This is a genomic window from Streptomyces sp. NPDC091289 (assembly GCF_044757365.1).
In the GTDB taxonomy this organism is placed as follows: Bacteria; Actinomycetota; Actinomycetes; order Streptomycetales; family Streptomycetaceae; genus Streptomyces.
The window spans coordinates 33,810-58,709 of the sequence record NZ_JBIVUT010000008.1; the positions used below are offsets into that span (position 1 = coordinate 33,810).

Here is a 24,900-nt window from a genome sequence, read left to right on the forward strand (position 1 = left end):
GCTGCTCGCTCGGTCAGGTGCCTACCAGCGCACCGCGTCCAGCGCGTCCACCACTCCGGCCCCGTAGAAGCCGTTGTACAGCTTGCCGCCCTCGCAGACCGCGTCGACGGTTCCGTCACCGTCGATGTCGTACGGCGCACCGCACGCCTTCGCGTCCGCCTCCAGCGTCAGCAGCGCCTTCACCGCGGCCGGCGAGGCGTAGGGGTGCTTGGACTTGATCAGCGCCACGACGCCCGCGACATGCGGGGACGCCATCGACGTACCGGCCTTGTAGCCGAACTTGCCGCCCGGCAGGGTCGACAGGATCAGCCCGTTGTCGGCCGGCGGCTCGGGGGTCTGGTAGATCGTCGAGTCACCGCCCGGGGCCGCCACGTCGATGATCCCCTTGCCGTAGTTCGAGTACGAGGACTTCAGGCCCTTCGCACCCGTCGCGGAGACCGTCACGACACCCGGCAGCATGGTCGGGATGTCCGGGCACAGCTTCGGGTCGACCGTCCGCGTGACCGTCTCGGAGTCGTTCGGGCTGGTCGTGTCCTCGATCGCGGAGGACGCCAGGTCCTGGCGGGAGTTGCCCGCCGCGGCGACGTTGACCGTGCCCTTGCGCTCCGCGTACTTCACGGCGCGGGTCAGGGCGTCGACCAGGGCGCCCTGGTCCGGGTCGTTCTTGCAGTTGAACAGCCACGGGTCGGTGTAATAGCTGTTGTTGGTCACGTCCACGCCGCGCTCGGCGGCCCAGAGGAACCCGCAGACGACGGCCTCGGTGTAGAAGAACCCGTCCGGGTTCGACACCTTGATGCCCGACACCTTCACGCCCGGGGCGACACCGGTGACCCCGACGCCGTTCTTCGCGGCGGCGATGGTGCCCGCCACATGCGTGCCGTGGTCGCTCTCGCCCGCCGCCGGACGCCAGGAGCCGGCGGTGGTGTCCGGAGCACCCGTGACGCAGTTGACCGAGGCGCGGCTGTCGAAGTTCGGGGCCAGGTCCGGGTGGGTGTCGTCGACGCCCGTGTCGATGACGGCGACCGTCACCTTCTTCGAGCCCAGCGACTTCTGGTGCGCCTTGTCCGCCTTGATCGCGGGCAGCGACCACTGGAGGGGCTCCAGCGGGTCCTCGCCGGCCTTCGCCTCCGCGGCTGCGGCCGCCGCCTGCTCGGCGGTGAGCGGCTGCGCTATCGAGCCGACGTCCTTGGTGCCCTGCGGGACGATCGGGTTGGTGCGGGTGGCGCCCGCCGACTCCACACCGCGTGCCCGGCGGATCGTTTCGCCGAAGGCCGGGTTCTGCGAGTGGGCGACGATGACGCCGATCTGCTCATAGGCGACGACGACGGTGCCGCCCGCCTTGGCGATCGCCTTCTCGACGTCCTTGACGGTGCCGTGGCCGCCCCGGGTGTTGACCACGTAGGACAGCTTCGGCCCGTCGGTCCGGGCGCTCGCGGTGGACTGCTCGCCGGTGGGCGCCGCCGTGGCTGTCGCCGTCGGCAGGAAGCCGAGCGAGGCGGTCAGCGCGAGACCGACGGGCACCGCGAGTGCGCGGGTCCGTCTCGATGCCAGATGAGCCATGGGTTCTCCACATCATCCGTGCCGAACGACCGGACACCTGGCGTGTTCGGTCGCGTACATGACGAGTGAAGCTATCGCTGATCATCCCGGCGCATCAACGTTTACGGGCAAGTGAGTTCGAAGAGTGACCGATCCGGCCGAATGTGGACGGGTGGCTTCCGGGCAACCGGACGCACCGCGACACCTCCGACAAGGCGAACGCGAACGCGAAAGACGCGGTGAACCGCTTCGTCCCGCCCTCCGTGCCGTTGTCCAGGAGGTACATCACCGTCCCCCGCCGGTAACGAGGCCTCCCATGACACCCACCGTCCCCCAGATCACCGCACCCGCGTCGCGAGGAGATTCCGTGGCTACCGATGCACCGCCGCCCGAGGGCACATCGCCCGCCGGACCCGTCCAGCCCACCACCGAGGCGTTCATCGCGATGCAGGCGAGCCCGGACTTCGCCGACCTGCGCCGCTCGCACCGCTCCTTCGCCTTCCCCCTGACCATCGCCTTCGTGACCTGGTACCTGCTGTACGTCCTGCTCTGCAACTACGCGGGCGGATTCATGGCCACCAAGGTCGTCGGCAACATCAATGTGGCGCTCGTCCTCGGACTCGCCCAGTTCGCCACCACCTTCCTCATCGCCTGGCTCTACTCCCGGCACGCCGCCACCAAGCTCGACCCCAAGGCCGACGCGATCAAGTCCCGTATGGAGGCCGACGTATGAGCGCCGCCCACGCCCTTTATCCCACCGTCCAGCTCGCCGCCACCGAGGGGGCGAGCGAGCACCGGCCGCTGATCATCACGCTGTTCGCCGCCTTCGTCGTGGCGACCCTCTTCATCACCGTGTGGGCGGGCCGCCAGACCAAGAGCGCCGCCGACTTCTACGCGGGCGGCCGCCAGTTCACCGGATTCCAGAACGGACTCGCGGTCTCCGGCGACTACATGTCCGCCGCGTCCTTCCTCGGCATCGCCGGAGCCATCGCGCTCTTCGGATACGACGGCTTCCTGTACTCCATCGGCTTCCTCGTCGCCTGGCTCGTCGCCCTGCTCCTGGTCGCCGAACCGCTGCGCAACTCCGGCCGCTACACCATGGGCGACGTCCTCGCCTACCGGATGCGCCAGCGCCCCGTCCGTACCGCCGCCGGCACGTCCACGATCGTCGTCTCGATCTTCTACCTGCTGGCCCAGATGGCCGGAGCGGGCGTCCTCGTCTCGCTGCTCCTCGGCATCACCAGCGACGCCGGGAAGATCCTCATCGTCGCCCTGGTCGGCGTGCTCATGATCCTTTACGTCACCATCGGCGGCATGAAGGGCACCACCTGGGTGCAGATGGTCAAGGCCGTCCTGCTCATCGCGGGCACCCTGCTCATCACCTTCCTGATCCTGCTGAAGTTCAACTTCAACATCTCCGACCTGCTCGGCACCGCCGCCAGCAACAGCGGCAAGGGCGCCGCCTTCCTGGAGCCCGGCCTGAAGTACGGCGTCGACAACATCTCGAAGCTGGACTTCATCTCGCTCGGCATCGCCCTGGTCCTCGGCACCGCGGGCCTGCCGCACATCCTGATCCGCTTCTACACGGTGCCCACCGCCAAGGCCGCCCGTAAGTCCGTGAACTGGGCGATCGGCATCATCGGCGCCTTCTACCTGATGACGATCGTGCTCGGCTTCGGCGCCGCCGCGATCCTCAAGCCCGGCGACATCATCGCCTCCAACAAGGCGGGCAACACCGCGGCGCCACTCGCCGCACTGGAGATCGGCGGCGGCTCCGGATCCACCGGCGGCGCCATCCTTCTCGCGGTGATCTCCGCCGTCGCCTTCGCCACCATCCTGGCCGTCGTCGCCGGACTCACCCTCGCCTCCTCCTCGTCCTTCGCGCACGACATCTACGCCAACGTCATCCGCAGGGGGAAGGCCACCGAGAAGGAAGAGGTCCGCGCCGCACGCTGGGCCACCGTCGCCATCGGCATCGTCTCCATCGCGCTCGGCGCACTCGCCCGCGACCTGAACGTCGCCGGCCTCGTCGCCCTGGCCTTCGCGGTCGCCGCCTCCGCCAACCTGCCGACGATCCTCTACAGCCTCTTCTGGAAGCGCTTCACCACGCAGGGGGCCCTCTGGTCCATCTACGGAGGCCTCGCCTCCTCCGTCCTGCTGGTGCTGTTCTCGCCGGTCGTCTCCTCCAAGCCGACCTCGATGTTCCCGGGCGTCGACTTCGCCTGGTTCCCGCTGGAGAACCCCGGCCTGATCTCGATCCCGCTCGGCTTCCTGCTCGGCTGGGTCGGCTCGCTGATCTCCAAGGAGAAGCCCGACACGGACAAGTACGCCGAACTGGAGGTCAAGTCCCTCACCGGCGTCGGAGCGCACTGACACACACCGGAGCGGGCCCCTTCGGTTCCTCCCCGACGGACCCCTTCGGCGCATCACCCACCACCCGCGGGGGGGGGGGGGGGGGGGGGGGGGGGGGGGGCCGCCCCCCCCCCCCCCCCCGCCCCGGCGGGAGCCGTCACCGTACGAGGTTGATTTCCGCCCATACCGTCTTGCGGGGAACGGGCCCCGGGGCGATGCCCCAGTGATCCGCCAGCGCCTCGACGATGAGCAGGCCCCGCCCGGTCTCCGCGTCGTCCTCGGGCGGCTTGACGGCCCCCGGCCCGGGCGGAACGCTGTCGCCGCGCGTGTCCGTGACCTCGATCCGTAGCGTGCTTCCGTGGACGGTGAGGGCGAGTTGGAAGTCCCGGCCCTTCACGCGTCCGTGCACCATGGCGTTCGCCGCCAGCTCGGCGACGATGTGCGCCGCCGCCTCTGCCTCCGCAGGGAGCCCCCATGCCCCGAGATGGGCTGCGGTCAGCAGTCGGGCGAGCCGGGCCCCTCGGCGGGTGGGTGACAGCAGCACCGTGAACGCCCGTTCGGCGGGCGCGTGTTGGGTGCGGACGATTTCTTGGTTCATGTCACTCAGCGTGGCCGCGTCTGCATACCGTGAACAGTGACGGAGCCCTTGCGTACGGTCACTGTCTGGGGCTTGTCCGGCCTTGTCCGGGCTGTCGGGAGTGACGCACGGGGAACGGACACCGTTGAGGTGGGAACGGCACGCACGTCGGAAGTGGGGCTCGCATGAGCATGGTTGGCGACGATACGGAGCGCGGGGACGGCGGGGCGGACGAGCCCGGCTGGGAGGTCGACCCGGACGACGAGTCGGGCGTGGCGGTGGTCGCCGCCGTGGGCCGCCAGATCAGGGCGTGGCGCGAGGCGGCGGGCATGCGGGCGGGCGAGCTCGGGGCTGCGATGGGATACGGGGAAGACCTCGTCTACAAGGTTGAGGGCGGCCGGCGCATCCCTCGCCCGGAGTTCATGGACGGCGTGGACCTGGCGCTGGGGGCGGAGGGCAAGCTTGCCTCGATGAAGGCCGACCTGGCGGAGGTGCGGTACCCGAGGAAGATCCGGGAGTTGGCAAAGCTGGAGGCCGCAGCGGTGGAACTCTCGGCGTACGGCAGTCACAACATCCATGGCCTCTTGCAGACCGAGGAGTACGCGCGGGCGCTGTTTGGGATGCGGAGGCCCGCGTTCTCGCAGGACGAGGTGGAGAGGCTGGTGGCTGCTCGCGTGGCCCGGCAGTCCATCTTCGGCCGCTCGCCCGCCCCAGAGCTCAGCTTTGTCCAGGAAGAGGTGACACTACGGCGCCACCTTGGAGGCAAAATGGTGTGGCGTCGGCAGCTGGAACGGCTCCTGGAAGTGAGCGAACTGCGCCATGTTGAGATTCAGGTGATGCCGACCAGTCGCGACGAACATGCCGGAATGGGCGGTGAGATGCAGGTGCTCAAGTTCAAGGACGGCTCGGCGGTGGGGCGCTCCGAGGGCGACTTCGGCAGCCGACCGGTCTCCGACCCGAAGCATCTCCGGATCATCGAGCTGCGGTGTGGGATCCTGCGGGCGCAGGCTCTCAACCCGAGGGAGTCGCGGGCCTTCATCGAGCAAGTACTGGGAGAGACATGATCAGCGAGACCTCTGCCGGGGACGCTTCCATGCTGGAGTGGGTCAGGAGCAGCTACAGCGACAGCAGTAACAGCAACGAGTGCGTCGAGGTCGCATCCGCCCCCGACGCCGTCCACGTACGCGACTCCAAGAACGTCCAGGGCCCCCGTCTCGCCGTCGCCCCCGCCGCGTGGGCCTGCTTCGTCCCGTACGCCGCCGCAGGGCGCTGACCACCAGGTACTCGCACCCACGGCCCCTCGTCCACCTGGGGCCGCAGGAGGGGACACGCCTGGGAATAGGTGTCCGATAAACGTATCCCCCGCTCCGCATAACGATGACGTCACACATCCAGTGACTTCGCCACCGATCCCCGAGAATGTGACCCAAGCCACTAAAGGATCGGTAAACGGCGTGGTACAAATGCCCAACTTCGCAGGCGGCAGGACCGCCGAAGCGGAGCGCCGGAGCCGATCCGGCAACCAGGCCAGGGTGATCAGCGTCGTCGACCGCACCGCGTGACACACCGGGTCGCCGAAACCGGACAACGACGTTCGCTCATCCCCCCACCGCACACCGAACGGCCCAGGGCACCCACAGGTCCACCGTTCCTGCGTCATCGAGGTAGCAACGTGACACTCGACTCCATCACCCAGAACATCGATGAATCCGTCAGCGGATTCTTCGAGCCCATAGCCGACTGGCTGGGCGGGATCGTCTTCTACTCCGTGACCATCGCCGGGGCGGAGGTGCCGCTCATCGTCACTTGGCTCGCGGTGGCCGGCATCGTCTTCACCGGATGGTTCGGATTCGTCCAGGTGCGCAAGTTCCGTCTTGCCGTGGACGTGGTGCGCGGTAAGTACGACGACAAGGACTCGGCGGGCGAGGTCAACCACTTCCAGGCCCTGACCGCCGCCGTCTCCGGCACGGTCGGCCTCGGCAACATCGCCGGTGTGGCCGTCGCCGTCTCCATCGGTGGCGCCGGAGCCACGTTCTGGATGATCCTCTGCGGCCTTCTCGGCATGGCCACCAAGTTCGTTGAGGTCACCCTCGGTGTGAAGTACCGCGAGGTCCACGCCGACGGCACCGTCTCCGGCGGACCGATGCACTACCTGCCCAAGGGGCTCGCCGAACGCTTCGGGAAGAACGGCAAGAGCCTCGGCAAGGTCCTCGCCGTCCTCGCCTCGATCATGATCCTGTTCTTCGGGCTCTTCGGTGGCAACCTCTTCCAGGTCAACCAGTCCTACGCCCAGCTCGTCTCCGTCACCGGCGGCGAGGACGGCGCGATGGGCTCCTCCGGCGGGGCGCTCTTCTTCGGCATCTTCGTCGCGGCCCTCGTCGGCATCGTGCTCCTCGGTGGCATCCGCTCCATCGCCTCGGTCACCAGCCGGCTCGTGCCGGCGATGGCTGCCATCTACGTCGCCGCCTGCCTCGTCGTCATCCTCGTCAACGTCACCGCCGTGCCCGCCGCGATCGGCACGATCATCGAGGGCGCGTTCAACCCCGAGGGCGTCGCGGGCGGCATCCTCGGCGCACTGATCATCGGCTTCAAGCGTGCCGCGTTCTCCAACGAGGCGGGCATCGGCTCCGCGCCGATCGCCCACTCCGCGGTCAAGACCAAGCACCCCGCCAGTGAGGGTCTGGTCGCGCTGCTGGAGCCGTTCATCGACACCGTCATCATCTGCACCATGACCGCGCTGACCATCGTCATCGCCAACCCGACCAGCTGGGGCGAGGCCCGCGACGGCGAGTCCATCGGCGGCGTGACGATCACCTCGGACGCGTTCGAGACCGTGCTGCCCTGGTTCCCGTACATCCTCACCATCGCGGTGATGCTCTTCGCGATCTCCACGGTGCTCACCTGGGGCTACTACGGCCTCAAGGCCTGGACGCACCTCTTCGGCCGCAGCCGCACCAGCGAGACCATCTACAAGTCCCTCTACACCCTGTTCGCCGTCGCCGGGTCCCTGCTCACCCTGCAGACCCTCATCGACCTGGCCGACGCGGTGCTCTTCTCCCTCGCCGTCATCAACATCATCGGCCTCTACCTCCTCGCACCCGTCGTCAAGCGCGAGCTCAACTCGTTCCTCGAATACGTCCGGGCCCGGAAGGCCGGCGAAATCGACGGAGCCGACGGAGCCGACGGGGACAAGGGCGGGGAGCCGGAGAAGGTGAACGTCTGAGCCCGACCGGCCCGACCTCCTGCTGATGCCTCTCGCCCCTGCCTGTCCGCAGGGGCGGGGGGCATCACGCCGTGTGCGGGCAGCGAGGCGTCAGCTCGTACGCAGCATCAGCCCGATGCCGACCACCATCAGCCCCGCCGCCGCGATCCTCGGAGCCCCGAAGCGCTCCTTGAAGAACAGCGTGCCGATCGCCGCGCCCACGATGATCGACGACTCGCGCAGCGCCGCGATCGGGGCCAGCGGGGCCTTCGTCTGGGCCCAGAGGACCAGCCCGTACGCGGCCACCGAGAGGGCCGCGCCGAGCAGGCCCCGTACGACGAACGGCCTGAGCTGCGCCGCGAGTTCGGAGCGGCGGCGGTAGTACGCGTACGCCGGGATCGCCAGGCCCTCCAGGACCATCAGCCACGCGACGTAACCGAGCGGCGTGCCCGAGGCGCGGACCCCGACGCCGTCGACCGTCGTGTACCCGGCGATGGCGAGCCCCGTGCCGAGGGCCGCCACGATCGCCGGCCAGTGCGGGCGCTTCCCGGAGCCCCGGATGCCCCACAGGGCCAGCCCGACCAGCCCGGCCGAGGCCACCGCGACGCCCGCCGTGGCCCAGCCGTTCGGACGCTCGCCGACGAACACCGCCGCCAGGACCGTCACCACCAGCGGGGCCGTACCCCGGGCGATCGGGTACATCTGCCCGAAGTCGCCGAGGGTGAACGAACGCATCAGCAGCAGCATGTACACCACGTGCAGCACGGCCGAGGTCACCAGGAACGGCCAGGCCCCCGCCGCCGGGAACGGGGCGAACAGGGCCATCGCCACGCCGATCAGCAGACCGCCGCCGGAGATCAGCGTGAAGGAGACCAGCTGATCCTTGATCGCGTGGGCGATGGCGTTCCAACTGGCGTGCGTGACGGCGGCTATGAGGACCGCGAGGGCGACCAGAGGGGTCACTTGGCGGGCTCGCGCACATCCGCGACCGTCGCGCCCGCGTGGGCGATCAGCGTTTTCGGGTCGAGCGGGAACACCGTGTGCGGGGTGCCCGCGGCCGCCCACACCACCGCGTGGTCCAGGAGGCGTCGGTCGGCCAGGACGCGGGTCCGGGTGGCGTGGCCGAAGGGGGGTACGCCTCCGATCGCGTAACCCGTCGTCTCCCGGACCAGGTCCGCGTCCGCCCGCTTGACCTTCTGCGCGCCCAGTTCACGCCGTACCAGCTCGACGTCCACCCGGGAGGAGCCGTCCATCAGGACCAGTACCGGCACGCCGTCCGCCGTGAAGACCAGCGACTTGACGATCTCGCTCAGCTCGCAGCCGACCGCCGCCGCGGCCTCGACGGCGGTCCTGGTCGCGTCCGGGAAGCGGCGCACCTCGACCTGGAGGCCCAGTTCGGCCAGCGCCTCGGCGAACCGGGGGTGGGCGGGGGAGACGGGGGCGGCGGGGGCGGGCTGCGTGGTTTCGGGGGGTTCGGATGTGCTCATGGCTGCACGCTAGCGGTCCGTGCAGTATGCACGCGAGGGGGTTCCGGGGAGTGGGCGCGAGACCCCGGGCGGACGCGCGTACGTGCCCTCACGCTGCCGGATGCGAGCCCGGGGTGTGGCCGAAGGTGCGGCGGAAGACGTCGATGAAGGCGCTGGTGGACGACCAGCCGCACTGATGCGCGACCGAGGTCACCGGCGTCCGCTCGGTCAGGAGGATCAGGGCGTGGTGGAGTCGGAGCTGGGTGCGCCACTGCGGGAACGTCATGCCGAGGTCGCTGCGGAACAGCCGCGACAGGGTCCGGTCGCTGGCCCCGACCTGTCGGCCGAGTTCGGCGAGCGTACGGCCGTCGCCGGGGTCGGCCTGCAGGATGGCGCACAGGGCGCGGAGCAGGGGCGCGGTGGGCGTGGGCAGGTGCAGCGGCTGCTGGGCGTCCGACGCGCGCAGTCGGTCGAGGAGCACCGCGCGCAGCCGGGTCCGCTCGGGGCTTTCGCCGTCGCCCTCGGCGTGGGTGTAGGCGATGAGCAGTTCGCGCAGCAGGGGGCTGACGGCGAGCACGGTCGGTACGTCGAGGCCGAGCGGGTTCTCGGTGACGGGCAGCCCGACCAGGTGCAGATCGAGTTCGCCGTAGGCCCGGTGCGCGTGCACGACGCCGGCGGGGACCCAGATCGCGCGGGTGCCCGGGGCGACCCAGGATCCCGCGTCGGTCGTGATGGTCAGGACGCCGCGGCCCGCGTAGACGATCTGGTGGTCGTCGTGCCGGTGGGCGTCGATCGAGCCGCCGGGGGCCAGTCGCCGGGTGCGGGTCGGGGCCACGGGGTCGTGGCGGACGGCGTCGTGGTGGGCTGCGGCGTCGCGTACGGCAGCGTGGCGGATGTTCGTCATCACCTGGCAGTTTATCGAAAGCGCGACAGGGCTCCCGGGTCGGACCATGACGGGATGCGAAGGAACACACCGATCGTCCTGCTGTCCGTGGGCCATGCCTGTGTCGACGTCTACCAGGGCTCCGTGGCGGCCCTGGTGCCGTTCTTCATCGCCGAGCGCTCCTACACGCTCGCGGTCGCCTCGGGCATCGTGCTGGCCGCCTCGCTGCTGTCCTCCGTGGCGCAGCCGGTGTTCGGGGTGCTCACCGACCGGTGGGCCATGCCGTGGCTGTTGCCGGTCAGCACGCTCCTCGGCGGTGTCGGCATCGCGCTGAGCGGCCTGAGCGGCTCCTACCCGCTCACTCTGGCGTTCGTCGCGCTGTCGGGGATCGGGGTCGCCGCCTACCACCCCGAATCCGCCCGTGTCGCCCGCATCGCCGCCGGGGGCAGCCACCGGGCCATGGGCTGGTTCTCCATGGGCGGCACGATCGGCTTCGCCCTGGCCCCGCTCATGGTCGCCGCCGCGATGACCGCCGGAGGGCTGCGCTGGACGCCCCTGCTCGTGCTGCCCGCCCTCGCCGGAGCCGCGCTGTGCCTGCCCGTGGTGCGCGTACTCCAGCAGCGTCAGGCCGCCGGACCCGGTACGACAGTGCCGACCGGGAGCGACGACGTCGCCTCCTTCGTGAAACTGTCCCTGGCCGTGGTCTTCCGGTCGATCGCGTTCATCGGCCTGAGCACCTTCATCGCGCTCTACGTCCGCCAACGCCTGGGCGGCGGTACGGCCGTGGGCACCGCGGCCCTGACCGTGCTCTACCTCGGCAGCACGGTCGGCTCGGTGCTCGGCGGGTCCCTGGCGGCCCGGTGGGACCGGGTGGCGATCGCGCGCTGGTCGTACCTGATCACGGCCGTGGCGGTCGCGGGCGTGGTGTGGGTGCCCGGCCCTGCCGTCTACCTGTTCGTGGCCCTGACCTCGGCCGGCCTGTACGTGCCCTTCTCGCTCCAGGTCACGCTCGGCCAGGACTACCTGCCCTCCCGGGTCGGCACCGCGAGCGGGATCACCCTCGGACTGACGGTCAGCATCGGCGGCCTGGCCAGCCCCGCCATCGGACGCCTCGCCGACGCCACGTCCCTGCGGACGGCCCTGGCGCCGCTGGTTCTGATGCCGCTGCTGAGCTGGCTGTTCTTCCGGGGGCTGCCCGAACCGGGGGTGCCACGGGCCGAGTTGCCCGGGGTCGCCGCCGTCGCGCCTTCCGGGGGAGGGGCCGCGAAACCCGGGTGACCCCCGGGGCTACCCCCCCCGCCGCTTTGGATGGTGCCCCCCGGGGCTCCCCCCCCCCGCCGCTTTGGATACGGAGTGGCGCGGTTGCTAGGCCTCGCATTTCTGTTTGACGAGTTCCGGGACATAGGAACGGAGGAACGCGGTGATCTCCTCGCTCTGGTCCTCCGTGCTCTTGGCACGGTGTTCCGGACTGCCGATGACTACCTTGGTGACCAGGTAGCTCTCACCGTTTCCGGTGCACGGGATTTCCATGAGAGCACCATCTGCTGCGATTTGCAGTTGAGAGGTTCTCGCAAGAGTCGCAGACTTCGGGTTTCTAAGATGGAGAGAGCCGTTCTCTGCCAGATCGCGTATATCAATTCCTTCGCCGACCCGGCTGCTCGCCACCTGCATGATTAGCTTTTTGTCGACTTTTATATTGCATCCCCACGATGTGGTGGATCCAGGTAGATGCGGTAGGTTCTTGAGTTCCATCCCCGGAGGCAGAAAGGGTTTGATGGTGTCTGGCTCGACAGCAGTTCCGCAGATGTCTTGTGGTGTGTCGTAGCCGTACAGTTCTCCTGTGGAGCAACCGGTAATGACCGCAGTCAAAAAGAATGCGGCGGCCGTGGTGACGGCTCGCTTCCCCTTGATCATGATCCCTTTCCCGCCAGCCCTCGAGCCGTTGCGCTTCCCTGGCTGGCAGCGTCATCTATTTTGTCGGTGACCACGTAGATACTCTCGGCAGCGTGCGGGTTGGCCTGTGACCAGGTTATTGCTAGCTGGCGAAGGCGAAGTTCTTCAACTTCGTTGGTCTCCTGGGATTCTCGTACATTTCCTGAAGCTATTCTTTTTGTTTCTTCATCGAGCCACTTGCTCGTCACTGCATCGACGCCTCGTTGAGCGGCATCACCGAACTCGGGTATAAAGTTTAGGACGCCACCCCAGGTGTGGTAATCCATCTTCGCCTCCCAGGTTGCCTTGCTTTTTGCATCGTCGGCGTCTACCTGCAAGCCTTGATAGCGTGCCTCTTCCAGGAATCCTACGGTACGACCCGCTCGACGCCAGGTTTCCTCCGGATTCTCGCGGCCAGTGTTAATGTCGTGAACTATCTCTCTATTGATTGAGTCCTGAAGGGTTAGATAGGAGAAGCGGTCGCGGGATATCTGCTTCGACACTTCAAGGACTTGAGTTCGATCCAGCGGGGGATTCTCTTCGTCGTTGTGCGCACTTGTTGTCTCATGAACTTCATCGCCATAGTTGCCCATTGCTATGGCCATCGGTGTCCGCAGCTTCGAGTGGAAGCGGTCTCCTTCTGCAGACAGATTCTCCAGCGCCCCCTTGAATACCCGGTCATTTGCCTCCGAATGGGTAACGTATCCGCCGCCTGAATTATTTGGGTCGATTCCGGTTGTCCCGGAAATCAGTGCCGCACCGAGGCCTTGCCGTGAGTTAATGTCCTCAATATCCATATCTGCCGGGAGGCGTTCTCCGGATGGATCATGAGGATTCGGCATCAAGTATTCTCCGTTGATGACGGACCAGTCGCGGTCTCGCAGGAGATACTTCATTCGGTCGTTCCCTGATCCGCTTCCTCCGCTCTCCGGGCTAATGCTGGACTGTGGATCAAGAAATGCGGCTGATGCTGCAGGGTCCTTGCTCATGACGCCCAGTAGCCCATCCAGGGGGTCATTGGCGAAGAATTCATCCCGACCCCACGCGAATTCCAGAGAGGTGTCCCATATGTCCTTATCGGATTTCTCGGCGGCGATGAGGTCGTCGCCGAGGTCGTGCATAACCTGGTCAGAGTATCCCTCTCCGTGCTGCATGAGGGTGACGAGGGACTGGTAGCCTCGAATCTTTTCCCCGTGCCATTCGTATTTTTGCATCCCGGCTTTTTGCATCCCGGCATGCCAGTCCTTGTAGAACTTGGAGCTGGTGTCTTGTGTTGCGCTGGAAATGGAATTGGCGAAACCCTGCTGGACGCCGATGTATTGACTCTTGTTCTCGTGGTCTGTGTGATAGGCGAGTGTGTTGAGCTGATTGGTGAGTTTGATGGTGTTCTCGGGACCCAGATGGTTCAGCATCATCTGGGAGAAAACTTCATCGTCCGCATTGTCGCGTTGCAGTCGTTCCCACTCATCGAGGTTTGACGGCTTTTTTCCATCCAGGACCTCGTCCGCATACTTCTGAGCTTCTCGGGCTTCGATTACCTCGATGTCGGAAATTGCATTCGCGTTGAACATGTGATCTTGTCCAGTGACCTGGTCAATGGCTCGTTCGATGAAGGGCTTGATGCCGGCCGCGTCACGGAGGGCGAGTTTCGCGCCTTGGTCGGCATCGTCCACAGCCCGGACCGCTGCGGCTATCGCCGTCGTCCAGGAAACTTCCTGAATCATCTGCAGCGCACCGTCGCTGATGACGCCATTCTTTGAGGACTTGGCGCGCTCTGTGTCGTAATGTGCGCCACCGTACTGGTCGACGTACATGTCTGCCTTCTTGGCAGACTCGACCAGCTCACGCAACGCATTGATTCGCTCTACGAACTGTCCGTGGATGTCGCGGAGGATTCCACCTATCGCCCGTGCTTCAATGCCCGCAGCTTTGTACTGGTCGCGCGTGGTCGAGCAGTGGGCCTTTGCGCTTGCCGCGCTTATTCCGACCCAGGCGCCATTCTTCGCCACGGGCTGCACGGTGTCCTCGTAGGAGTTCCCCAACCTGTTGAAGCCATCGGCCATTTCTTCCCAGGCCGACGCTGCTGTGATCAAGGGGGTCAACCGGACAGAAAGCACATCTTGATAGCTGAGCATCGTTCTCCTGAGTTGAAGTGCGCGGGGTCTCGGCCCAGGCGGCACATCCTCAGGAGATGCGCCAGGGAATCTCTCCGGGCTCGACCTCCACGGTGCAGAGGCCCTGTTGGGGCGTCGCACTGACCTCCTGGAGCGGCCCACCGCTTGCGTGCTGATTCTCGTCGACCGCTGTGACTCGCCGAGCGTAGTTTAGTGTCTGGAGTTGCTGCGCGACGCGGCGGGGCATAGTTGGCTTGATCCTTTCTCTGGCCTCGTGGGTTTCAGCGTGCTGCCGTCAAGTCGGCTATCTTGGGAGGGTGTTCGAGATTGCCGGTGGGGGACGATGAACTTCGACAGGGAATGGGCTGCTCACAAAGAGAGGGAATGGGCTGCTCACAAAGAGGCCGCGCTCTTGGCTCGGCAGAGCGATATGAGGCTCAACGCCACGCCGGGTAGTGGGAGTTCCGAAGACGGGGACCTCAAGACCAATGTGGCGGGGAAGGGCAGGGCGGCAAGTCATCTTGGAGAGACCATGCAGCCCAAGACCAGACAAGCTGGGGCCCACGCTGACGGAGAGACCACCGCCGTAGGAGCCGAGTTCAAAGGTTGGCAGACCGGAGCCGGTCTTGACGAGGCGCATGAGGAGTGGCAGCGGCAGGTAGCCAACCTGCAAAGGCGGCTGACCAAAGAGCGGGACGGCTTCCAGGGCGCCAAGCGGGACTTCCAACTGGTCGATCACGAGATCGAGCAGCCGCTGTCCCGTATAGCGCGGCTGGGGCGATTCGATGACGGCGGTGCGCGGCAGTCGTAACCGGAGATGCGGCGGGTGGTGAAATCCCGGTGACCCGGGGGGTAGCGGTGCTTCTATCCTCGGCCCATGAACGTGGGCGAGCAGGATGAGCAGGGCGAGCATCTGCTGAACGTCGTCGATGTCGAGGCGACCTGTTGGGAAGGGCAGCCGCCGCCCGGGCAGGTGAGCGAGATCATCGAGATCGGGCTCACCGTCGTCGACCTGCGCGCGGGCGAGCGGCTCGCCAAGCACCGGCTGCTGGTCCGGCCCGCGCGCTCGAAGGTCAGCCCGTTCTGCACGGAGCTGACCGGGCTGACGCAGACGGAGGTGGACGGCGGCCTCTCCTTCGCCGAGGCCTGCCGGACGCTGGCCGCCGAGCATCGTACGGGGCTTCTGCCGTGGGCGAGTTGGGGCGACTACGACCGTAACCAGTTCACCCGCCAGTGCCGGGCGACGGGCGTGGAGTATCCGTTCGGTCAGCGGCACACGAACGCCAAGGTCGCCTTCACCGCTTCGTACGGGCTGCGCCGCCGGCCCGGCATGGCTCAGGCGTTGGAGGTGGCCGGACTTCCGCTGGAGGGCCGCCACCACCGGGGCGACGACGACGCGTGGAACATCGCCGCCCTGGTGCTGGACCTGGCGGGGCGGGGGGAGTGGGCGGCGGCGGCCGGGGCTTAGGTGGTGTCCAACCTGCCTTACGTCGCAGCAGGGTGCGGGCGGGGCTGTGGGGCGGGGCCGAACAGCTCGTCCAGGTGGTGGTGCAGGACGTCGGACGCCGCCTCGCCGGTGCGCTGGCCGCCCAGCACGCTCGCGCCGAGGCCGTTGACCATGGCCAGCAGCCCGGCCGCCACCATGACGGGATCCTTCCCGGGGCCCACCGTGCCGGCCTCCTGCGCCAGGCGGAGCTGCCCGGCGAGGAAGCCCTCCAGCAGGGCGGGTTGGGGGACGGCGTGCTCCTCCAGTGAGCGGTCACCGAGGACGAGCGCGTAGTAGGCGGCGTAGATCCGGGTGATCTGACGGCTCTCCTCGTCGGTCGGCAGGATGCTGGAGAGGATGGCGGTGACCGTGGAGCGTGGTCGCGGCGGAGAGCCCGCGGCGCGGACCCATCGGTCCATACGGGCCTGGAACCGGGTGCCGAGCCGGGCGAGGGCGTCCAGCACCAGGGCCTGCTTGGTCGTGAAGTAGTACTGCACCAGCCGAAGGGAGACGCCCGCCTCGGCGGCGACCGCCCGCATGCTCACCGACTGAAGCCCCTCGGCGGCGGCGATACGCAGCAGAGCCTCCGCGATCTGTTTTCTGCGTTCCTCGTGATCGACGCGCGCGGCGATGGTCCGACCTCCCGCTAGTGGTACACGTGTACCAAGTCGTGATACGTCTGTACCATGAGCATAGGCGAGTTCAGGAACGACAAGAGCCGCGAGCGTTTCCACGCCGTCTACGGACGCCTGCTCGGCCGGCTCTGGCCGGGCACCGGAGACGCCTTCGACCTGCCGACGTCCTTCGGCGCCACCCGCGTCCACCGTGCCGGGCCGCCCTGCTCCGACCCGGTCGTCCTGCTGTCGGGCGCCAACGGCAACTCCCTGATGTGGCACCGGTACATCGAGCCGATCGCCCGCCGTCACACGGTGATCGCGGTCGACACGGTCGGCGAGCCGGGCGCCAGTGTCCAGAGCGCGCCCCTGACCGGCGCCGAGGACGGCGCCCGCTGGCTGGAAGAGGTACTCGCCGGGCTGGAGGCCACCGCCGCCCATCTCGTCGGCTGCTCCTACGGCGGCTGGCTGGCGCTCGGCCATCAGATGCACCACCCGGGCCGGACGGCCGCCCTCACCCTGGTGGAACCCGCCGGATTCGAGGACCCCGGCCGCCGCTTCTACGCCTGGCTCATCGCCGGCGGTCTGGCGGGCATGGCGCCCCACGCACTGAGGCCCTGGCTCGCCCGCCGGGTCGGCAACAGCGCCATCCTGGAGACCGAGCTGATGGAGCTGGGACGTGCCTCCGTCGGCTTCCGGCGCGCCCTTCCACCGGCCCGGGTCTTCTCCGACGAGGAGTTGCGCCGGGTGCGGGTCCCCTCGCTCTTCCTGCTGGGGGAGCGGAGCTCACTGCACGACGCCCGCCAGGCCGCCGAGAGGGTGAGGGCCCTCATGCCCGCCGCCGAGGCGGAGATCGTGCCCGGTACGGGCCACGCCCTGCCGACCGACGATCCGGAGTTGGTGGTCGCCCGCATCCTGCGGGGCGCGGCAGCGTGACGGCGTCCTCCCGGGCGTGACGGCGTCTCCCCGGACGTGGCGGCGTCTTCCCCGATCCGGTGGGGTCGAACCGGGCCGCACCGGGGGCGAACCGGGGGCGAACCGGGGCCGAACCAGGGGCGGATCACCCCGCGCGCGCCGCCGCCTCGTGGAAGCGGCGTACCGCCTGACCGGCCCGGTCCCGTAGAACGGCTTCCGCCTCGGGGGCCACGGCACCGGTGGTCAAGTGGTCCGCCCACGCGCGCAGCGCCGTTTCGGCCCTCGCGCCCGCTGTACCGGTGCTCATCACGCAGGTGGCGTACAGATCTACGCGGTGCCGGTCGAGCGTGTCCAGCTGTTCCAGCATCCGCCGCCCCGCCCGGGCCGGCCGGTCCGCCGCTGACTCCCCGGTCCGGAGGGCGGCGTCCGCGGCGGCCAGACACGGGGGGAGGATCTCCGGCCGCCAGTGGGAGCGCCACAGGTACTGCTCGAACTCGTCGTGCCGGAAGCGGTAGGCGTGGCCGTCCACGCGCAGCAGACCTCCCTCGTGCGCCCAGTCCAGGAAGCGGCCCAGCCGCAGCGGAAGGCGGCCACGCAGCGCGGCGCAGACCAGGAAGATCTTGTGGCGCTGTCCGGGCAGCGCGCCCCTGACGGTGGTGTAGGTCTCGGCCGACCGGTTCTGCAACAGCGGGATCCCCAGGAGCGCTCCGGCCGCCGTCGCCACCCACACGGTCGTGGGGACGTCGGGCAACGGGGCCCGGGTGAGGTTCGCCGAGACGGCGAACCCGAACATGCCACCGAAGTAGACACCGAGCAGCGGCATGACCACGGTCCTCATGTACAGGTCGAGCAGCCCACCCGCCCTTCCACCCATGCGGATACGGCTCACCGGGTCGATGTCCGGCCGGTCGGACCACGCCCGGTGCGCCGAGAAGCCCGCGGTGACGATCACGGGGAAGCAGAGCGCCACTTCCAGGGGGTCGCGCAGGGCGACGGCGGCCAGCCCCGCCACCACCAGCGCGAAGAGGGTGTAAAGCGAACCGTGCAGGGTCCGCACGAGACGACGGCCGCCCAGCGGCCACAACTGGTGCGGGGTCAGATCCGCCCGGAGGTCGGCGATCAGGCTCAGATACCGGGGCCTCGCGAACCTGTCGACGCCTCGGTGCGTCGACAGCAGCGTGAGCCACGCGGAGACCCGTTCGGCCGGGTAGCGGTCGGGGTCGCGCGGATGCTCCGCCACGACGGAAGGGACGAAGAGCGACAGCAGGTACTCCTCGGCCTCGCTGCTCATGTCGTCCGCGGCTGCGGAGTCCTCCGCGCTCCGCAGCCGTTCCTCCGGCGAGAACAGGCTCCACAGCAGCCCGGGCAGGCCGTGTTCGGCGGCGAAATCGTCCGACTCCGCCCGGTAGCGCTCCCAGAGGACGTCGCGCCCCCACCGCGTCACCAGCTCCGAGGGATCCCTGAGCCATCCCACGCCGCCCTCGCCCCGCACATGGAACGCGTTCGCGGTCATGGTGAGCCGCCACGGGGTGCTCAGGGCGCGCGCCAGCGGCCCCCCGGGCGAGACCCGCATCTCGTCCAGCACCCCGTCCCAGCGCTCGGTGAGGCCGCTGTGGGACCACTCGCTGCGGTTCTTGAGGTAGTCGAGCGCCATGTCCGGCGGGACCGGCAGCAGTTCGGCGCGGCCCGCCCCGGCCAGCGGGGCAGGACCCTCGAACTGCTCGTAGACGTCGCTGCGACAGGTGACGACCACGTTGCGGAAGCAGTCCCGGTTCACCGCGAGATAGCGGAGCAACGCGGCTGCCCGAGGACGTACTTCCGCCCCTGCGGGATCCAGCTCGTCCAGACCGTCGAGGACGAGGACCGCCTTGTCGGTCAGCGCCTCCTCGACCTGGGCGGAGGGCTGCCCGTACGTCCGGGCGGCCTGCTGGACGGCCCAGCGGCGGAACGCCAGATGGAAGCCCTCGCTCCGCGGATCCTCCCGGTCCGGTGGCCCGTCCCACGAGGAGAGGGAGAGCAGCACCGGCACCCCGTCGTTCACCTCCTCGTCATGGCGGGCGGCCAGCGCCCGGGTCAGCTCCCTGGCCAGCAGGGACTTGCCCGTACCGGGGCCGCCGGTCACCGCGAGCCGCCGCACGGGTCCGGGCAGCCCGAGGTAGCGGTCGATGACGGTCCGCCACTCCTCGGAGCCCGGGGCGCCGGGGCTGCCGTCCGGGGCCGCCGAGAAGCGGAAGCGCACCGGCAGGAAGGCGCTGCCCGGGCCCAGAATGTTGCGGTACTGCTGGTCCTCGTGCCCCTCGACCGCGCGGACCAGGGCCCGGACCGCGCCCTCCCGGCGGCTCTGCCGGTGCTCCCAGAAGGGCAGGAGCAGCCCGGCGACGCCGATGACCGCCCCCACCACACCGACCAGGGCGCCGAAGGGGTCCACGTCGCCGGTCGGCCAGGAGCGGAGGACGACGACGGCCCCCGCGCCCACCATCAGCACGCCGAGGACGGCCGCTGCCCGACGCCAGATGGAACCCGGCCTCGGCCGCCGCCCCATACGTAACTCCTCCGTCGTCGACCGTGAACCGCGAACCGCGAACCGTGGACTGCGAACCGTGGGCCGCGAAACCCGAGACCCGAATCCGTCCGGGTCCCGGCGCCCGCGCGTACCGGCTCCGGGCTCAGCCGTCCGCGCGTACCGGCTCCGGGCTCAGCCGCCCGCGCGCAGCACCTCCGCCACGACCGGGCCCGCCGCGTCGCCGCCGTGGCCGCCGACCTGGACGACCGCCGCGGCGGCGAGGTCGTTGCTGAAGCCGGTGAACCAGCTGTTGGAGGTCTCCTGCCCGTCGACCTCCGCCGAACCGGTCTTGGCGCCCTTGTCGCCGCCCACCGTGGCCATGGCGTCCTTGCCCGTTCCCCAGGCCGCCGTGGCCCGCATCATCGTCTTGAGCTGCCCGACGACGGAGGGGGACAGCGAGCGCGAGGCCCTCGCCAACTCCCGCTTGTCCAGGGACTGCGGGACGATGACCGGCTGGTTGAAGGTGCCGGTCATGGCCGTGGCGGTGATGGACGCCATGTTGAGGGCGTTCATCTGGACGGTGCCCTGGCCGATGTACTGGGCGGCCGCCTCGCCGCCCGCCTCCTCCGGCACGCTGCCGTCAGCGGTGACGACGCCGGTCTTCCAGTCCAGGCCGATCCCGAAGACGTCCCGGGCCTCCTTGGCGAGCGCCGCGTCGTCGTCCACGTCGTCGATGAGCTTGATGAAGGCGGTGTTGCAGGACTGGGCGAAGCTCTGCGTGAACGTGGAGCCGTCCGGCAGATCGAAGTTGTTCAGGTTGTGGAACGAACGCCCCTGCCACATCGCGTCCTTCGGGCACTCCGTCGCCCCGTTCGCCGTGACCAGACCCTTCTCCAGCAGCAGCGCCGCCGTCATGATCTTCAGCGTGGAGCCCGGCGCCTGCTTTCCCTGCAGCGCCGCGTTGAACCCGGTCGCCGGATTGTTGGCCACCGCGCGGATCGCCCCGGTGGACGGCTTGACCGCGACCACGGAGGCCTGCGCGTACTTCTTCACCGCCCGCTCGGCCGCCGCCTGCGCGCCCGCGTCCAGCGTCGTCTGCACCTTGCCGGGCCTGCCCTTGGCGAGCGTCACCAGGCTGACGTCCGGCTGGGCCTCGTCGGCCGGCTCGATCCAGGTCTCGATGCCGGGCGAGCCGCCCGCGCTCGCCCCGTACTTCTCGCGCAGCGTGTCCAGGATCGGCCCGAGCGAGGGGTACTTCTCCTTGGTCAGCACCGTCCCGTTGTGGTCGACGGCCTCGATCGTCGGCGTCGAGGACTCGCCCGTCTTCAGCGTCGCGCCCTCCGTCAACTGCGGGTGCACGACCGTCGGCGCCCAGTCGACCAGGGCCTTGCCCGTCGTCAGGCCGCGGACGACCGTCAGCTCCGAGGCGTACGACAAGGGCTTCGACTTGCCCTCGTACGACACCGTCGCCTTGACCGTGTAGGGCACCTTCGTGCCGGTCGCAGGGCCCGGGGTGATCTTCACCTTGCCGATGTGGGCGTCCTCGCCGTACGAGGCGAGCACCGGCTCCGCGCCCGACTCGTTGTTGGTGAGGAGCGCCGCGGCCGGTGCGTCCCCGGCCGCCCACGCGTCGAAGAAGTTCTTCGACGTCTCGGTTATCTCCTCCGCGCTCGGCGGTCCCGTTTTCACCTTCGACGACTCGGACGCGCTCTGCGTACCGCCGCTCCCGCCGGCCGTGTCCCCCAGCATGCTGTACGCCCCGTAGCCGATCCCGCCGGCCATCAGGACGAACGCTCCGCCGATCACGGCGACCTTCGCTCCACTGCGCATCTCGCAGTCCCCCTCCCCAGGAGAGCCCCTTGAACATGTTCAAGGGGCAACTGTGAGGAACCCTAAAGTGTTGTGGCAGATGGTGAGGGCGTTGTTACCGGACCGGAATGCTTGGCTGGAAAGCGCTCTCCGCCGTGTGACGGAGGACCGTCGTGGGCAGACTGGCCGGGAATGCACGGGGGAGCGAGCGTCGGGGGGCGTGCGGCATGGGCATCGGCATGGGCATCGGTATGGGCAGCAGCATGGGCGGCGGCTTGAGTACGGGCATGGGCAGCGGCATGCGAGGGTGCGCGGCGGTGGATCGGTGACGACGTATCACATCAAGCGTCTGCCACCGGAGATCCTGCCCGGCGGATCCGTCACGTGGATCGTGACCCGGCTCGGTATCGTCTCCGACCTGCCCGGACACGTCGCCGTCTGGCCCGTGGCCGAGGCCGAACGCTGGCGGAAGGCAGGAGTCCCGGCCGTGCTCGCCCCGGTCCTGGGCGGCTGGATCCTCGCTGCCCTGGTGGCGGCGGCGTACGTCCTCCTGTTCGGGCTCGCGTCCGGTGCCGGGGCCTGGGGTCACGGGGCCGGGGGCGGGACGGACTGGCTGAGGTATCCGGGCGTGGTCCTGCTGACCGCGCTGCCGTTCTGGTACCGGTTCGTTCCGGTCGCGGCCGTTCCGGCGGCGCTGTACGTGGCCGTGGAGGCGGCCCTGTCGACGGCCTCGGCCGGAGCCTCCGGCGGTGTGGCGACGGCCGGATGGCTGGTCGTCCTCGCCGCCTGCGCCATGGCGTTCACGGGAAGCTGCCTGCGCCTGCTGGCCCGCCGCCGGCAGCGGGCGCTGGCCCTCGCAGCGGCCGGAAACCGTCGCTACCCGCTGCCCGAGCGCGTCCGGGCATCGGACGGCTACCGAGGCTACGCACAGGTGTACCTCGGGCTGGGGCTCTGCTTCGCCGCCACGGTCATCCTGACCGACGGCCTGGTCGAGGACCTGACCTCGGGCGGCATCGCGTACGACGCCGTCGGGCAGCAGTGCGTCGGCCTGGTGCTCCTCGTGGCCGGAACGACCATCGGCGGCTGGGGCCAGTTCGCCTACCTGGCGGCGCGACGGCTGTACGAGAAGGAGCAGCCGGCCCTGATCGTGGGCGTGCGCGCCGGGGCGGACGGACGCCACTGGGTGTGCGCGGACGCCCGCACCCGCACGGCGCGGCCCCTGGTCGCGTACATCCCCCGCGACCGCGACACCCGGGACATGACACGGCTGCTGGGCAGCGGTTCGGCGTACGGGGCGGGGAACGGGCATCACGACATCGACCCGAGGCACGAGCCGTTCGAAGCGGTGCTGTACGGCACGCTCACGGAGGGCGACGAGGTCGTCCTCGAATACGCCTGCGCCGAATACCACCGAGACCGGGACACGGGCCGGATGTCCGCGACGGTGACCACCGCCCCGCTCCGCCCGGGCCGACGCCACGGGCTGGGCCCCTGGGAACCGACGGACGGCCCCACCCGGCAGCGCGAGCGGCTCCGCGAGGGCCAGGAACGGGCGGAGCGCCGGCGGGCGGCGGAAGAGCGGGCGAGGCGCGAGGCGGAGGAGCGCCTCAAGAAGCGGTCCCGGGCGAGCCGGAACAACTCCGGCGACCGGCACAACGGGGGCGGCTGCGGCTCCAGTTGCGGATCGAGCTGCGGCGGCGGCTGCGGGGGAGACTGAGCCCGGGACGCCCCCGGCCGCCCTCGACGGCGACGAGCCGCCCCCGTCGCACCCGCTACTGCGCCCAGTCGAAGACGCCCGACTCCAGGTCGAGCTGGGCGTTGCCGCCGCCGAAGTTGATCCCGCCGACACCGTCCTCCAGCTCGAACACGTACGGGGTCAGCCCCTCCGGCAGTACCTGGCAGGGCATCACCGTTCCGCCCAGGTGCGAGACGCCGTCCACGGACGACCAGAACGCTTCGAGCTCCTCGTCGTCCGAGGACCAGGCCTCCACATAGCCGCCCGCGCCGTCCTCCGCAGGGGCGATGCCGGTGTTCGGGTCGCCGGGGCGGTCGCCGATCCACACCGTGGTCTCGGGGGCGCTGTCGTCCCAGGCGTTCAGGCCACGGCGGTACTTGTCTCCGAGCCCGTCCGGCCGGATGTCGGCCGGGGGACCGATGCGCGGCGCGGCGAACTCCTCGGCCGTGAGCCAGATCAGCGCGTGCGCACCGCCGATGAGGTCTTCCAGGTCCTGCTGTTGGGGGTGGCGTGCGGCCGCCGTCGCGATCACCTCGGCGAGGAACGGATCGGCGGCCTGCTCCGCGGTGGGCTCGGTGCCCGCCAGCAGCTCGTCGACACCCTCGATGTCACTGGCGACGTGGTCGTCGGCGTGGAAGAGGGAGATGGCCACCAGGTCCGCGCCCTTGCGCCGGTAGTCCTTTGGCAGTTCGAGGGTGATGACATGGATCATCGGCAGGCCGGTGACGGGACTCCGGGGCCACGAGGCCGCCCCGATGCCGGGCGCACGACCGCCGCACCACCCGGCGACGACGGCATCGGGCAGATCGATCTCGATGGGCTTGTCGGGCCGCATCGACAGCTGGTCCGCCGAATCCCCGAAACCCAGGTCGTACGCCTTCAGGTCCTTCACCGTGTATGCCTCCCCGTTCGACTGTGACGGCGCTCAACGTACGACATCACTCCCGGACATCACTTCGGCGATCCGCCTATCCTGCTCGGATACGAGGCCGGGGGACAGGGGCGTGCCAGGTGGGCAGCGAAGTGAACGGGAGCGCGCCCGGAGTGCGTTCCGCGACGAACGCGGGCGCGGCCGGCGGCGGCGCGACCACCCTGGGGCCCCGCGCGTCCCTGCTGATGTCGCTGTCCCTCGCGCTGCTGCTGGGCGCGCTGTCGATGCTGGTGATGTTTCCGGCGGCCGAGCAGCTGCGCTCCCTCCGGGCGGCGAGCGGGCTCAGGCGACCCTGCACACCGGCGGCGCCTGCATGGCGGGTCAGTGCGAGGTGACGTTCGAGGCCGGTGGGCGGACGGTGGTGGCGGATCTTCCGGTGGGCAGCGGAGGCGGCAAGGAGTCCGTGGGCGCCTCCATGACCGTCCGGTACCAGGCGGACGACCCGCAGGTGGTCGCCCGCGAAGAGGATGTCGGGGGCGGCGGTGCGGTCGTCCTGGCGTGGATAGCGGGCGTGACCGCCCTGTTGTTCCTGACCGTGTCGGTGGTGGCCGCGATCCATCTGGCGCGGCAGCGGCGGCGGACCTGATCCGGAACCGATGACGGCCCGCCGGCGTCGTGGTGTCCATGGAACAGAGCGGGAGAACCATGGGTGAGGAGCCGACGTGGGCGGAGCTGCTGGTCTCCTTTCTCGTGATGGGGGTCATCCCCACGGTTGTCGGAGTGGCGGTGATCGTGTCCCTCGTCGGACTGACGCTCTGGGGCAGGGCCCTGCTGCGGCGGCGCAGCGGGCGGACCGTGTCCGGCGGTAACTGAGGCCCTCCTGGCTGTCCGTCGAACCTGGG

At 69.2% G+C, this 24,900-nt stretch carries 24 protein-coding genes; 13 read left to right on the forward strand and 11 right to left on the reverse strand.

The window, feature by feature from the left end; translation table 11 throughout:
* Window positions 1-21: 21 nt before the first annotated feature.
* Window positions 22-1,560, reverse strand: coding sequence for a S8 family peptidase (locus ACIQPT_RS12275; protein WP_401155216.1), 1,539 nt, complete (start codon window positions 1,558-1,560; stop codon window positions 22-24).
* Between the two features lie 346 nt (window positions 1,561-1,906).
* On the opposite strand from ACIQPT_RS12275, the gene ACIQPT_RS12280 reads away from it, so the two are divergent.
* Window positions 1,907-2,272, forward strand: a complete 366-nt coding sequence (locus ACIQPT_RS12280; RefSeq protein WP_401155218.1) for a DUF485 domain-containing protein — start codon at window positions 1,907-1,909, stop codon at window positions 2,270-2,272.
* Window positions 2,269-3,912, forward strand: coding sequence for a cation acetate symporter (locus ACIQPT_RS12285; protein WP_401155220.1), 1,644 nt, complete (start codon window positions 2,269-2,271; stop codon window positions 3,910-3,912). Before ACIQPT_RS12280 ends, ACIQPT_RS12285 begins: the two co-directional genes overlap by 4 nt.
* Window positions 3,913-4,048: 136 nt before the next feature.
* Here the strand turns inward: ACIQPT_RS12285 and ACIQPT_RS12290 are convergent, their stop codons facing one another.
* On the reverse strand, window positions 4,049-4,489 hold the full coding sequence (locus ACIQPT_RS12290) for an ATP-binding protein (protein WP_401155222.1): 441 nt from the start codon (window positions 4,487-4,489) through the stop codon (window positions 4,049-4,051).
* A 164-nt stretch (window positions 4,490-4,653) separates the two neighbouring features.
* On the opposite strand from ACIQPT_RS12290, the gene ACIQPT_RS12295 reads away from it, so the two are divergent.
* From ACIQPT_RS12295 to ACIQPT_RS12305, 3 genes are all read left to right on the forward strand, one after another.
* Entirely contained in the window at window positions 4,654-5,532 is an 879-nt protein-coding gene (locus tag ACIQPT_RS12295; RefSeq protein WP_401155224.1) for a helix-turn-helix domain-containing protein, read from the forward strand.
* A complete protein-coding gene (locus tag ACIQPT_RS12300; RefSeq protein WP_401155225.1) occupies window positions 5,529-5,741 on the forward strand; it encodes a DUF397 domain-containing protein in 213 nt (70 codons plus the stop codon). The genes ACIQPT_RS12295 and ACIQPT_RS12300 overlap by 4 nt, the downstream gene beginning before the upstream one ends.
* Before the next feature lie 399 nt (window positions 5,742-6,140).
* Entirely contained in the window at window positions 6,141-7,691 is a 1,551-nt protein-coding gene (locus ACIQPT_RS12305; RefSeq protein ID WP_401155226.1) for an alanine/glycine:cation symporter family protein, read from the forward strand.
* Window positions 7,692-7,781: 90 nt separating this feature from the next.
* Here ACIQPT_RS12305 and ACIQPT_RS12310 read toward each other — a convergent pair whose 3' ends face one another.
* The 3 genes from ACIQPT_RS12310 to ACIQPT_RS12320 form a co-directional block, all read right to left on the reverse strand.
* Window positions 7,782-8,633, reverse strand: a complete 852-nt coding sequence (locus tag ACIQPT_RS12310; protein WP_401155228.1) for an EamA family transporter — start codon at window positions 8,631-8,633, stop codon at window positions 7,782-7,784.
* Window positions 8,630-9,157, reverse strand: coding sequence for a YbaK/EbsC family protein (locus ACIQPT_RS12315; protein WP_401155229.1), 528 nt, complete (start codon window positions 9,155-9,157; stop codon window positions 8,630-8,632). The genes ACIQPT_RS12310 and ACIQPT_RS12315 overlap by 4 nt, the downstream gene beginning before the upstream one ends.
* A gap of 88 nt (window positions 9,158-9,245) precedes the next feature.
* Window positions 9,246-10,040 carry an AraC family transcriptional regulator gene (locus ACIQPT_RS12320; RefSeq protein ID WP_401155230.1) on the reverse strand — a complete coding sequence of 265 codons (795 nt, stop codon included), beginning with the start codon at window positions 10,038-10,040 and terminating at the stop codon, window positions 9,246-9,248.
* 54 nt (window positions 10,041-10,094) lie between these two features.
* Between ACIQPT_RS12320 and ACIQPT_RS12325 the strand changes: the two genes are divergently transcribed.
* Window positions 10,095-11,297 carry an MFS transporter gene (locus ACIQPT_RS12325; RefSeq protein WP_401155232.1) on the forward strand — a complete coding sequence of 401 codons (1,203 nt, stop codon included), beginning with the start codon at window positions 10,095-10,097 and terminating at the stop codon, window positions 11,295-11,297.
* A gap of 87 nt (window positions 11,298-11,384) precedes the next feature.
* On the opposite strand, the gene ACIQPT_RS12330 is transcribed toward ACIQPT_RS12325, so the two are convergent.
* A complete protein-coding gene (locus tag ACIQPT_RS12330) occupies window positions 11,385-11,933 on the reverse strand; it encodes a hypothetical protein (protein WP_401155233.1) in 549 nt (182 codons plus the stop codon).
* Window positions 11,930-14,086, reverse strand: coding sequence for a hypothetical protein (locus ACIQPT_RS12335; RefSeq protein WP_401155234.1), 2,157 nt, complete (start codon window positions 14,084-14,086; stop codon window positions 11,930-11,932). The genes ACIQPT_RS12330 and ACIQPT_RS12335 overlap by 4 nt, the downstream gene beginning before the upstream one ends.
* Window positions 14,087-14,408: 322 nt before the next feature.
* Between ACIQPT_RS12335 and ACIQPT_RS12340 the strand changes: the two genes are divergently transcribed.
* Together ACIQPT_RS12340 and ACIQPT_RS12345 are read left to right on the forward strand one after the other, a co-directional pair.
* Window positions 14,409-14,876: a hypothetical protein gene (locus tag ACIQPT_RS12340; RefSeq protein ID WP_401155235.1), complete on the forward strand. Its 468-nt coding sequence runs from the start codon at window positions 14,409-14,411 to the stop codon at window positions 14,874-14,876.
* Between the two features lie 66 nt (window positions 14,877-14,942).
* Window positions 14,943-15,533, forward strand: coding sequence for an exonuclease domain-containing protein (locus tag ACIQPT_RS12345; RefSeq protein WP_401155237.1), 591 nt, complete (start codon window positions 14,943-14,945; stop codon window positions 15,531-15,533).
* Between the two features lie 17 nt (window positions 15,534-15,550).
* On the opposite strand, the gene ACIQPT_RS12350 is transcribed toward ACIQPT_RS12345, so the two are convergent.
* On the reverse strand, window positions 15,551-16,183 hold the full coding sequence (locus tag ACIQPT_RS12350) for a TetR/AcrR family transcriptional regulator (RefSeq protein ID WP_401155561.1): 633 nt from the start codon (window positions 16,181-16,183) through the stop codon (window positions 15,551-15,553).
* Window positions 16,184-16,237: 54 nt separating this feature from the next.
* Here ACIQPT_RS12350 and ACIQPT_RS12355 point away from each other — a divergent pair, with 54 nt between their 5' ends.
* The gene (locus tag ACIQPT_RS12355) at window positions 16,238-17,101 is read left to right on the forward strand and encodes an alpha/beta fold hydrolase (RefSeq protein WP_401155239.1); all 864 of its coding nucleotides are present in this window, start codon (window positions 16,238-16,240) and stop codon (window positions 17,099-17,101) included.
* 124 nt (window positions 17,102-17,225) lie between these two features.
* Here the strand turns inward: ACIQPT_RS12355 and ACIQPT_RS12360 are convergent, their stop codons facing one another.
* Window positions 17,226-19,622 (reverse strand): NACHT domain-containing protein, encoded by a 2,397-nt coding sequence (locus ACIQPT_RS12360; protein ID WP_401155241.1) that lies wholly within the window; start codon window positions 19,620-19,622, stop codon window positions 17,226-17,228.
* Window positions 19,623-19,775: 153 nt separating this feature from the next.
* The gene (locus ACIQPT_RS12365; RefSeq protein ID WP_401155243.1) at window positions 19,776-21,413 is read right to left on the reverse strand and encodes a penicillin-binding transpeptidase domain-containing protein; all 1,638 of its coding nucleotides are present in this window, start codon (window positions 21,411-21,413) and stop codon (window positions 19,776-19,778) included.
* Between the two features lie 304 nt (window positions 21,414-21,717).
* On the opposite strand from ACIQPT_RS12365, the gene ACIQPT_RS12370 reads away from it, so the two are divergent.
* The gene (locus ACIQPT_RS12370) at window positions 21,718-23,109 is read left to right on the forward strand and encodes a hypothetical protein (RefSeq protein WP_401155245.1); all 1,392 of its coding nucleotides are present in this window, start codon (window positions 21,718-21,720) and stop codon (window positions 23,107-23,109) included.
* 55 nt (window positions 23,110-23,164) lie between these two features.
* Here ACIQPT_RS12370 and ACIQPT_RS12375 read toward each other — a convergent pair whose 3' ends face one another.
* A complete protein-coding gene (locus ACIQPT_RS12375; RefSeq protein WP_401155246.1) occupies window positions 23,165-24,019 on the reverse strand; it encodes a hypothetical protein in 855 nt (284 codons plus the stop codon).
* 152 nt (window positions 24,020-24,171) lie between these two features.
* Between ACIQPT_RS12375 and ACIQPT_RS12380 the strand changes: the two genes are divergently transcribed.
* From ACIQPT_RS12380 to ACIQPT_RS12390, 3 genes are read left to right on the forward strand one after another with little or no spacing between them, the layout of a single operon-like run.
* Entirely contained in the window at window positions 24,172-24,393 is a 222-nt protein-coding gene (locus ACIQPT_RS12380) for a hypothetical protein (protein ID WP_401155248.1), read from the forward strand.
* The gene (locus ACIQPT_RS12385) at window positions 24,372-24,644 is read left to right on the forward strand and encodes a hypothetical protein (protein WP_401155250.1); all 273 of its coding nucleotides are present in this window, start codon (window positions 24,372-24,374) and stop codon (window positions 24,642-24,644) included. Before ACIQPT_RS12380 ends, ACIQPT_RS12385 begins: the two co-directional genes overlap by 22 nt.
* A 59-nt stretch (window positions 24,645-24,703) precedes the next feature.
* Complete coding sequence (locus ACIQPT_RS12390; RefSeq protein WP_401155251.1) at window positions 24,704-24,871, forward strand: hypothetical protein; 168 nt, start codon at window positions 24,704-24,706, stop codon at window positions 24,869-24,871.
* Window positions 24,872-24,900: the final 29 nt, after the last annotated feature.

What these genes read in the sequence shown, in the direction of transcription:
- ACIQPT_RS12275 (WP_401155216.1), bottom strand. Translation starts at nt 1,560, where the DNA reads ATGGCTCATCTGGCATCGAGACGGACCCGCGCACTCGCGGTGCCCGTC.
- ACIQPT_RS12285 (WP_401155220.1), top strand. Translation starts at nt 2,269, where the DNA reads ATGAGCGCCGCCCACGCCCTTTATCCCACCGTCCAGCTCGCCGCCACC.
- ACIQPT_RS12290 (WP_401155222.1), bottom strand. Translation starts at nt 4,489, where the DNA reads ATGAACCAAGAAATCGTCCGCACCCAACACGCGCCCGCCGAACGGGCG.
- ACIQPT_RS12295 (WP_401155224.1), top strand. Translation starts at nt 4,654, where the DNA reads ATGAGCATGGTTGGCGACGATACGGAGCGCGGGGACGGCGGGGCGGAC.
- ACIQPT_RS12300 (WP_401155225.1), top strand. Translation starts at nt 5,529, where the DNA reads ATGATCAGCGAGACCTCTGCCGGGGACGCTTCCATGCTGGAGTGGGTC.
- ACIQPT_RS12315 (WP_401155229.1), bottom strand. Translation starts at nt 9,157, where the DNA reads ATGAGCACATCCGAACCCCCCGAAACCACGCAGCCCGCCCCCGCCGCC.
- ACIQPT_RS12320 (WP_401155230.1), bottom strand. Translation starts at nt 10,040, where the DNA reads ATGACGAACATCCGCCACGCTGCCGTACGCGACGCCGCAGCCCACCAC.
- ACIQPT_RS12325 (WP_401155232.1), top strand. Translation starts at nt 10,095, where the DNA reads ATGCGAAGGAACACACCGATCGTCCTGCTGTCCGTGGGCCATGCCTGT.
- ACIQPT_RS12330 (WP_401155233.1), bottom strand. Translation starts at nt 11,933, where the DNA reads ATGATCAAGGGGAAGCGAGCCGTCACCACGGCCGCCGCATTCTTTTTG.
- ACIQPT_RS12335 (WP_401155234.1), bottom strand. Translation starts at nt 14,086, where the DNA reads ATGCTCAGCTATCAAGATGTGCTTTCTGTCCGGTTGACCCCCTTGATC.
- ACIQPT_RS12340 (WP_401155235.1), top strand. Translation starts at nt 14,409, where the DNA reads ATGAACTTCGACAGGGAATGGGCTGCTCACAAAGAGAGGGAATGGGCT.
- ACIQPT_RS12345 (WP_401155237.1), top strand. Translation starts at nt 14,943, where the DNA reads ATGAACGTGGGCGAGCAGGATGAGCAGGGCGAGCATCTGCTGAACGTC.
- ACIQPT_RS12355 (WP_401155239.1), top strand. Translation starts at nt 16,238, where the DNA reads ATGAGCATAGGCGAGTTCAGGAACGACAAGAGCCGCGAGCGTTTCCAC.
- ACIQPT_RS12360 (WP_401155241.1), bottom strand. Translation starts at nt 19,622, where the DNA reads ATGGGGCGGCGGCCGAGGCCGGGTTCCATCTGGCGTCGGGCAGCGGCC.
- ACIQPT_RS12365 (WP_401155243.1), bottom strand. Translation starts at nt 21,413, where the DNA reads ATGCGCAGTGGAGCGAAGGTCGCCGTGATCGGCGGAGCGTTCGTCCTG.
- ACIQPT_RS12385 (WP_401155250.1), top strand. Translation starts at nt 24,372, where the DNA reads ATGGCGGGTCAGTGCGAGGTGACGTTCGAGGCCGGTGGGCGGACGGTG.
- ACIQPT_RS12390 (WP_401155251.1), top strand. Translation starts at nt 24,704, where the DNA reads ATGGGTGAGGAGCCGACGTGGGCGGAGCTGCTGGTCTCCTTTCTCGTG.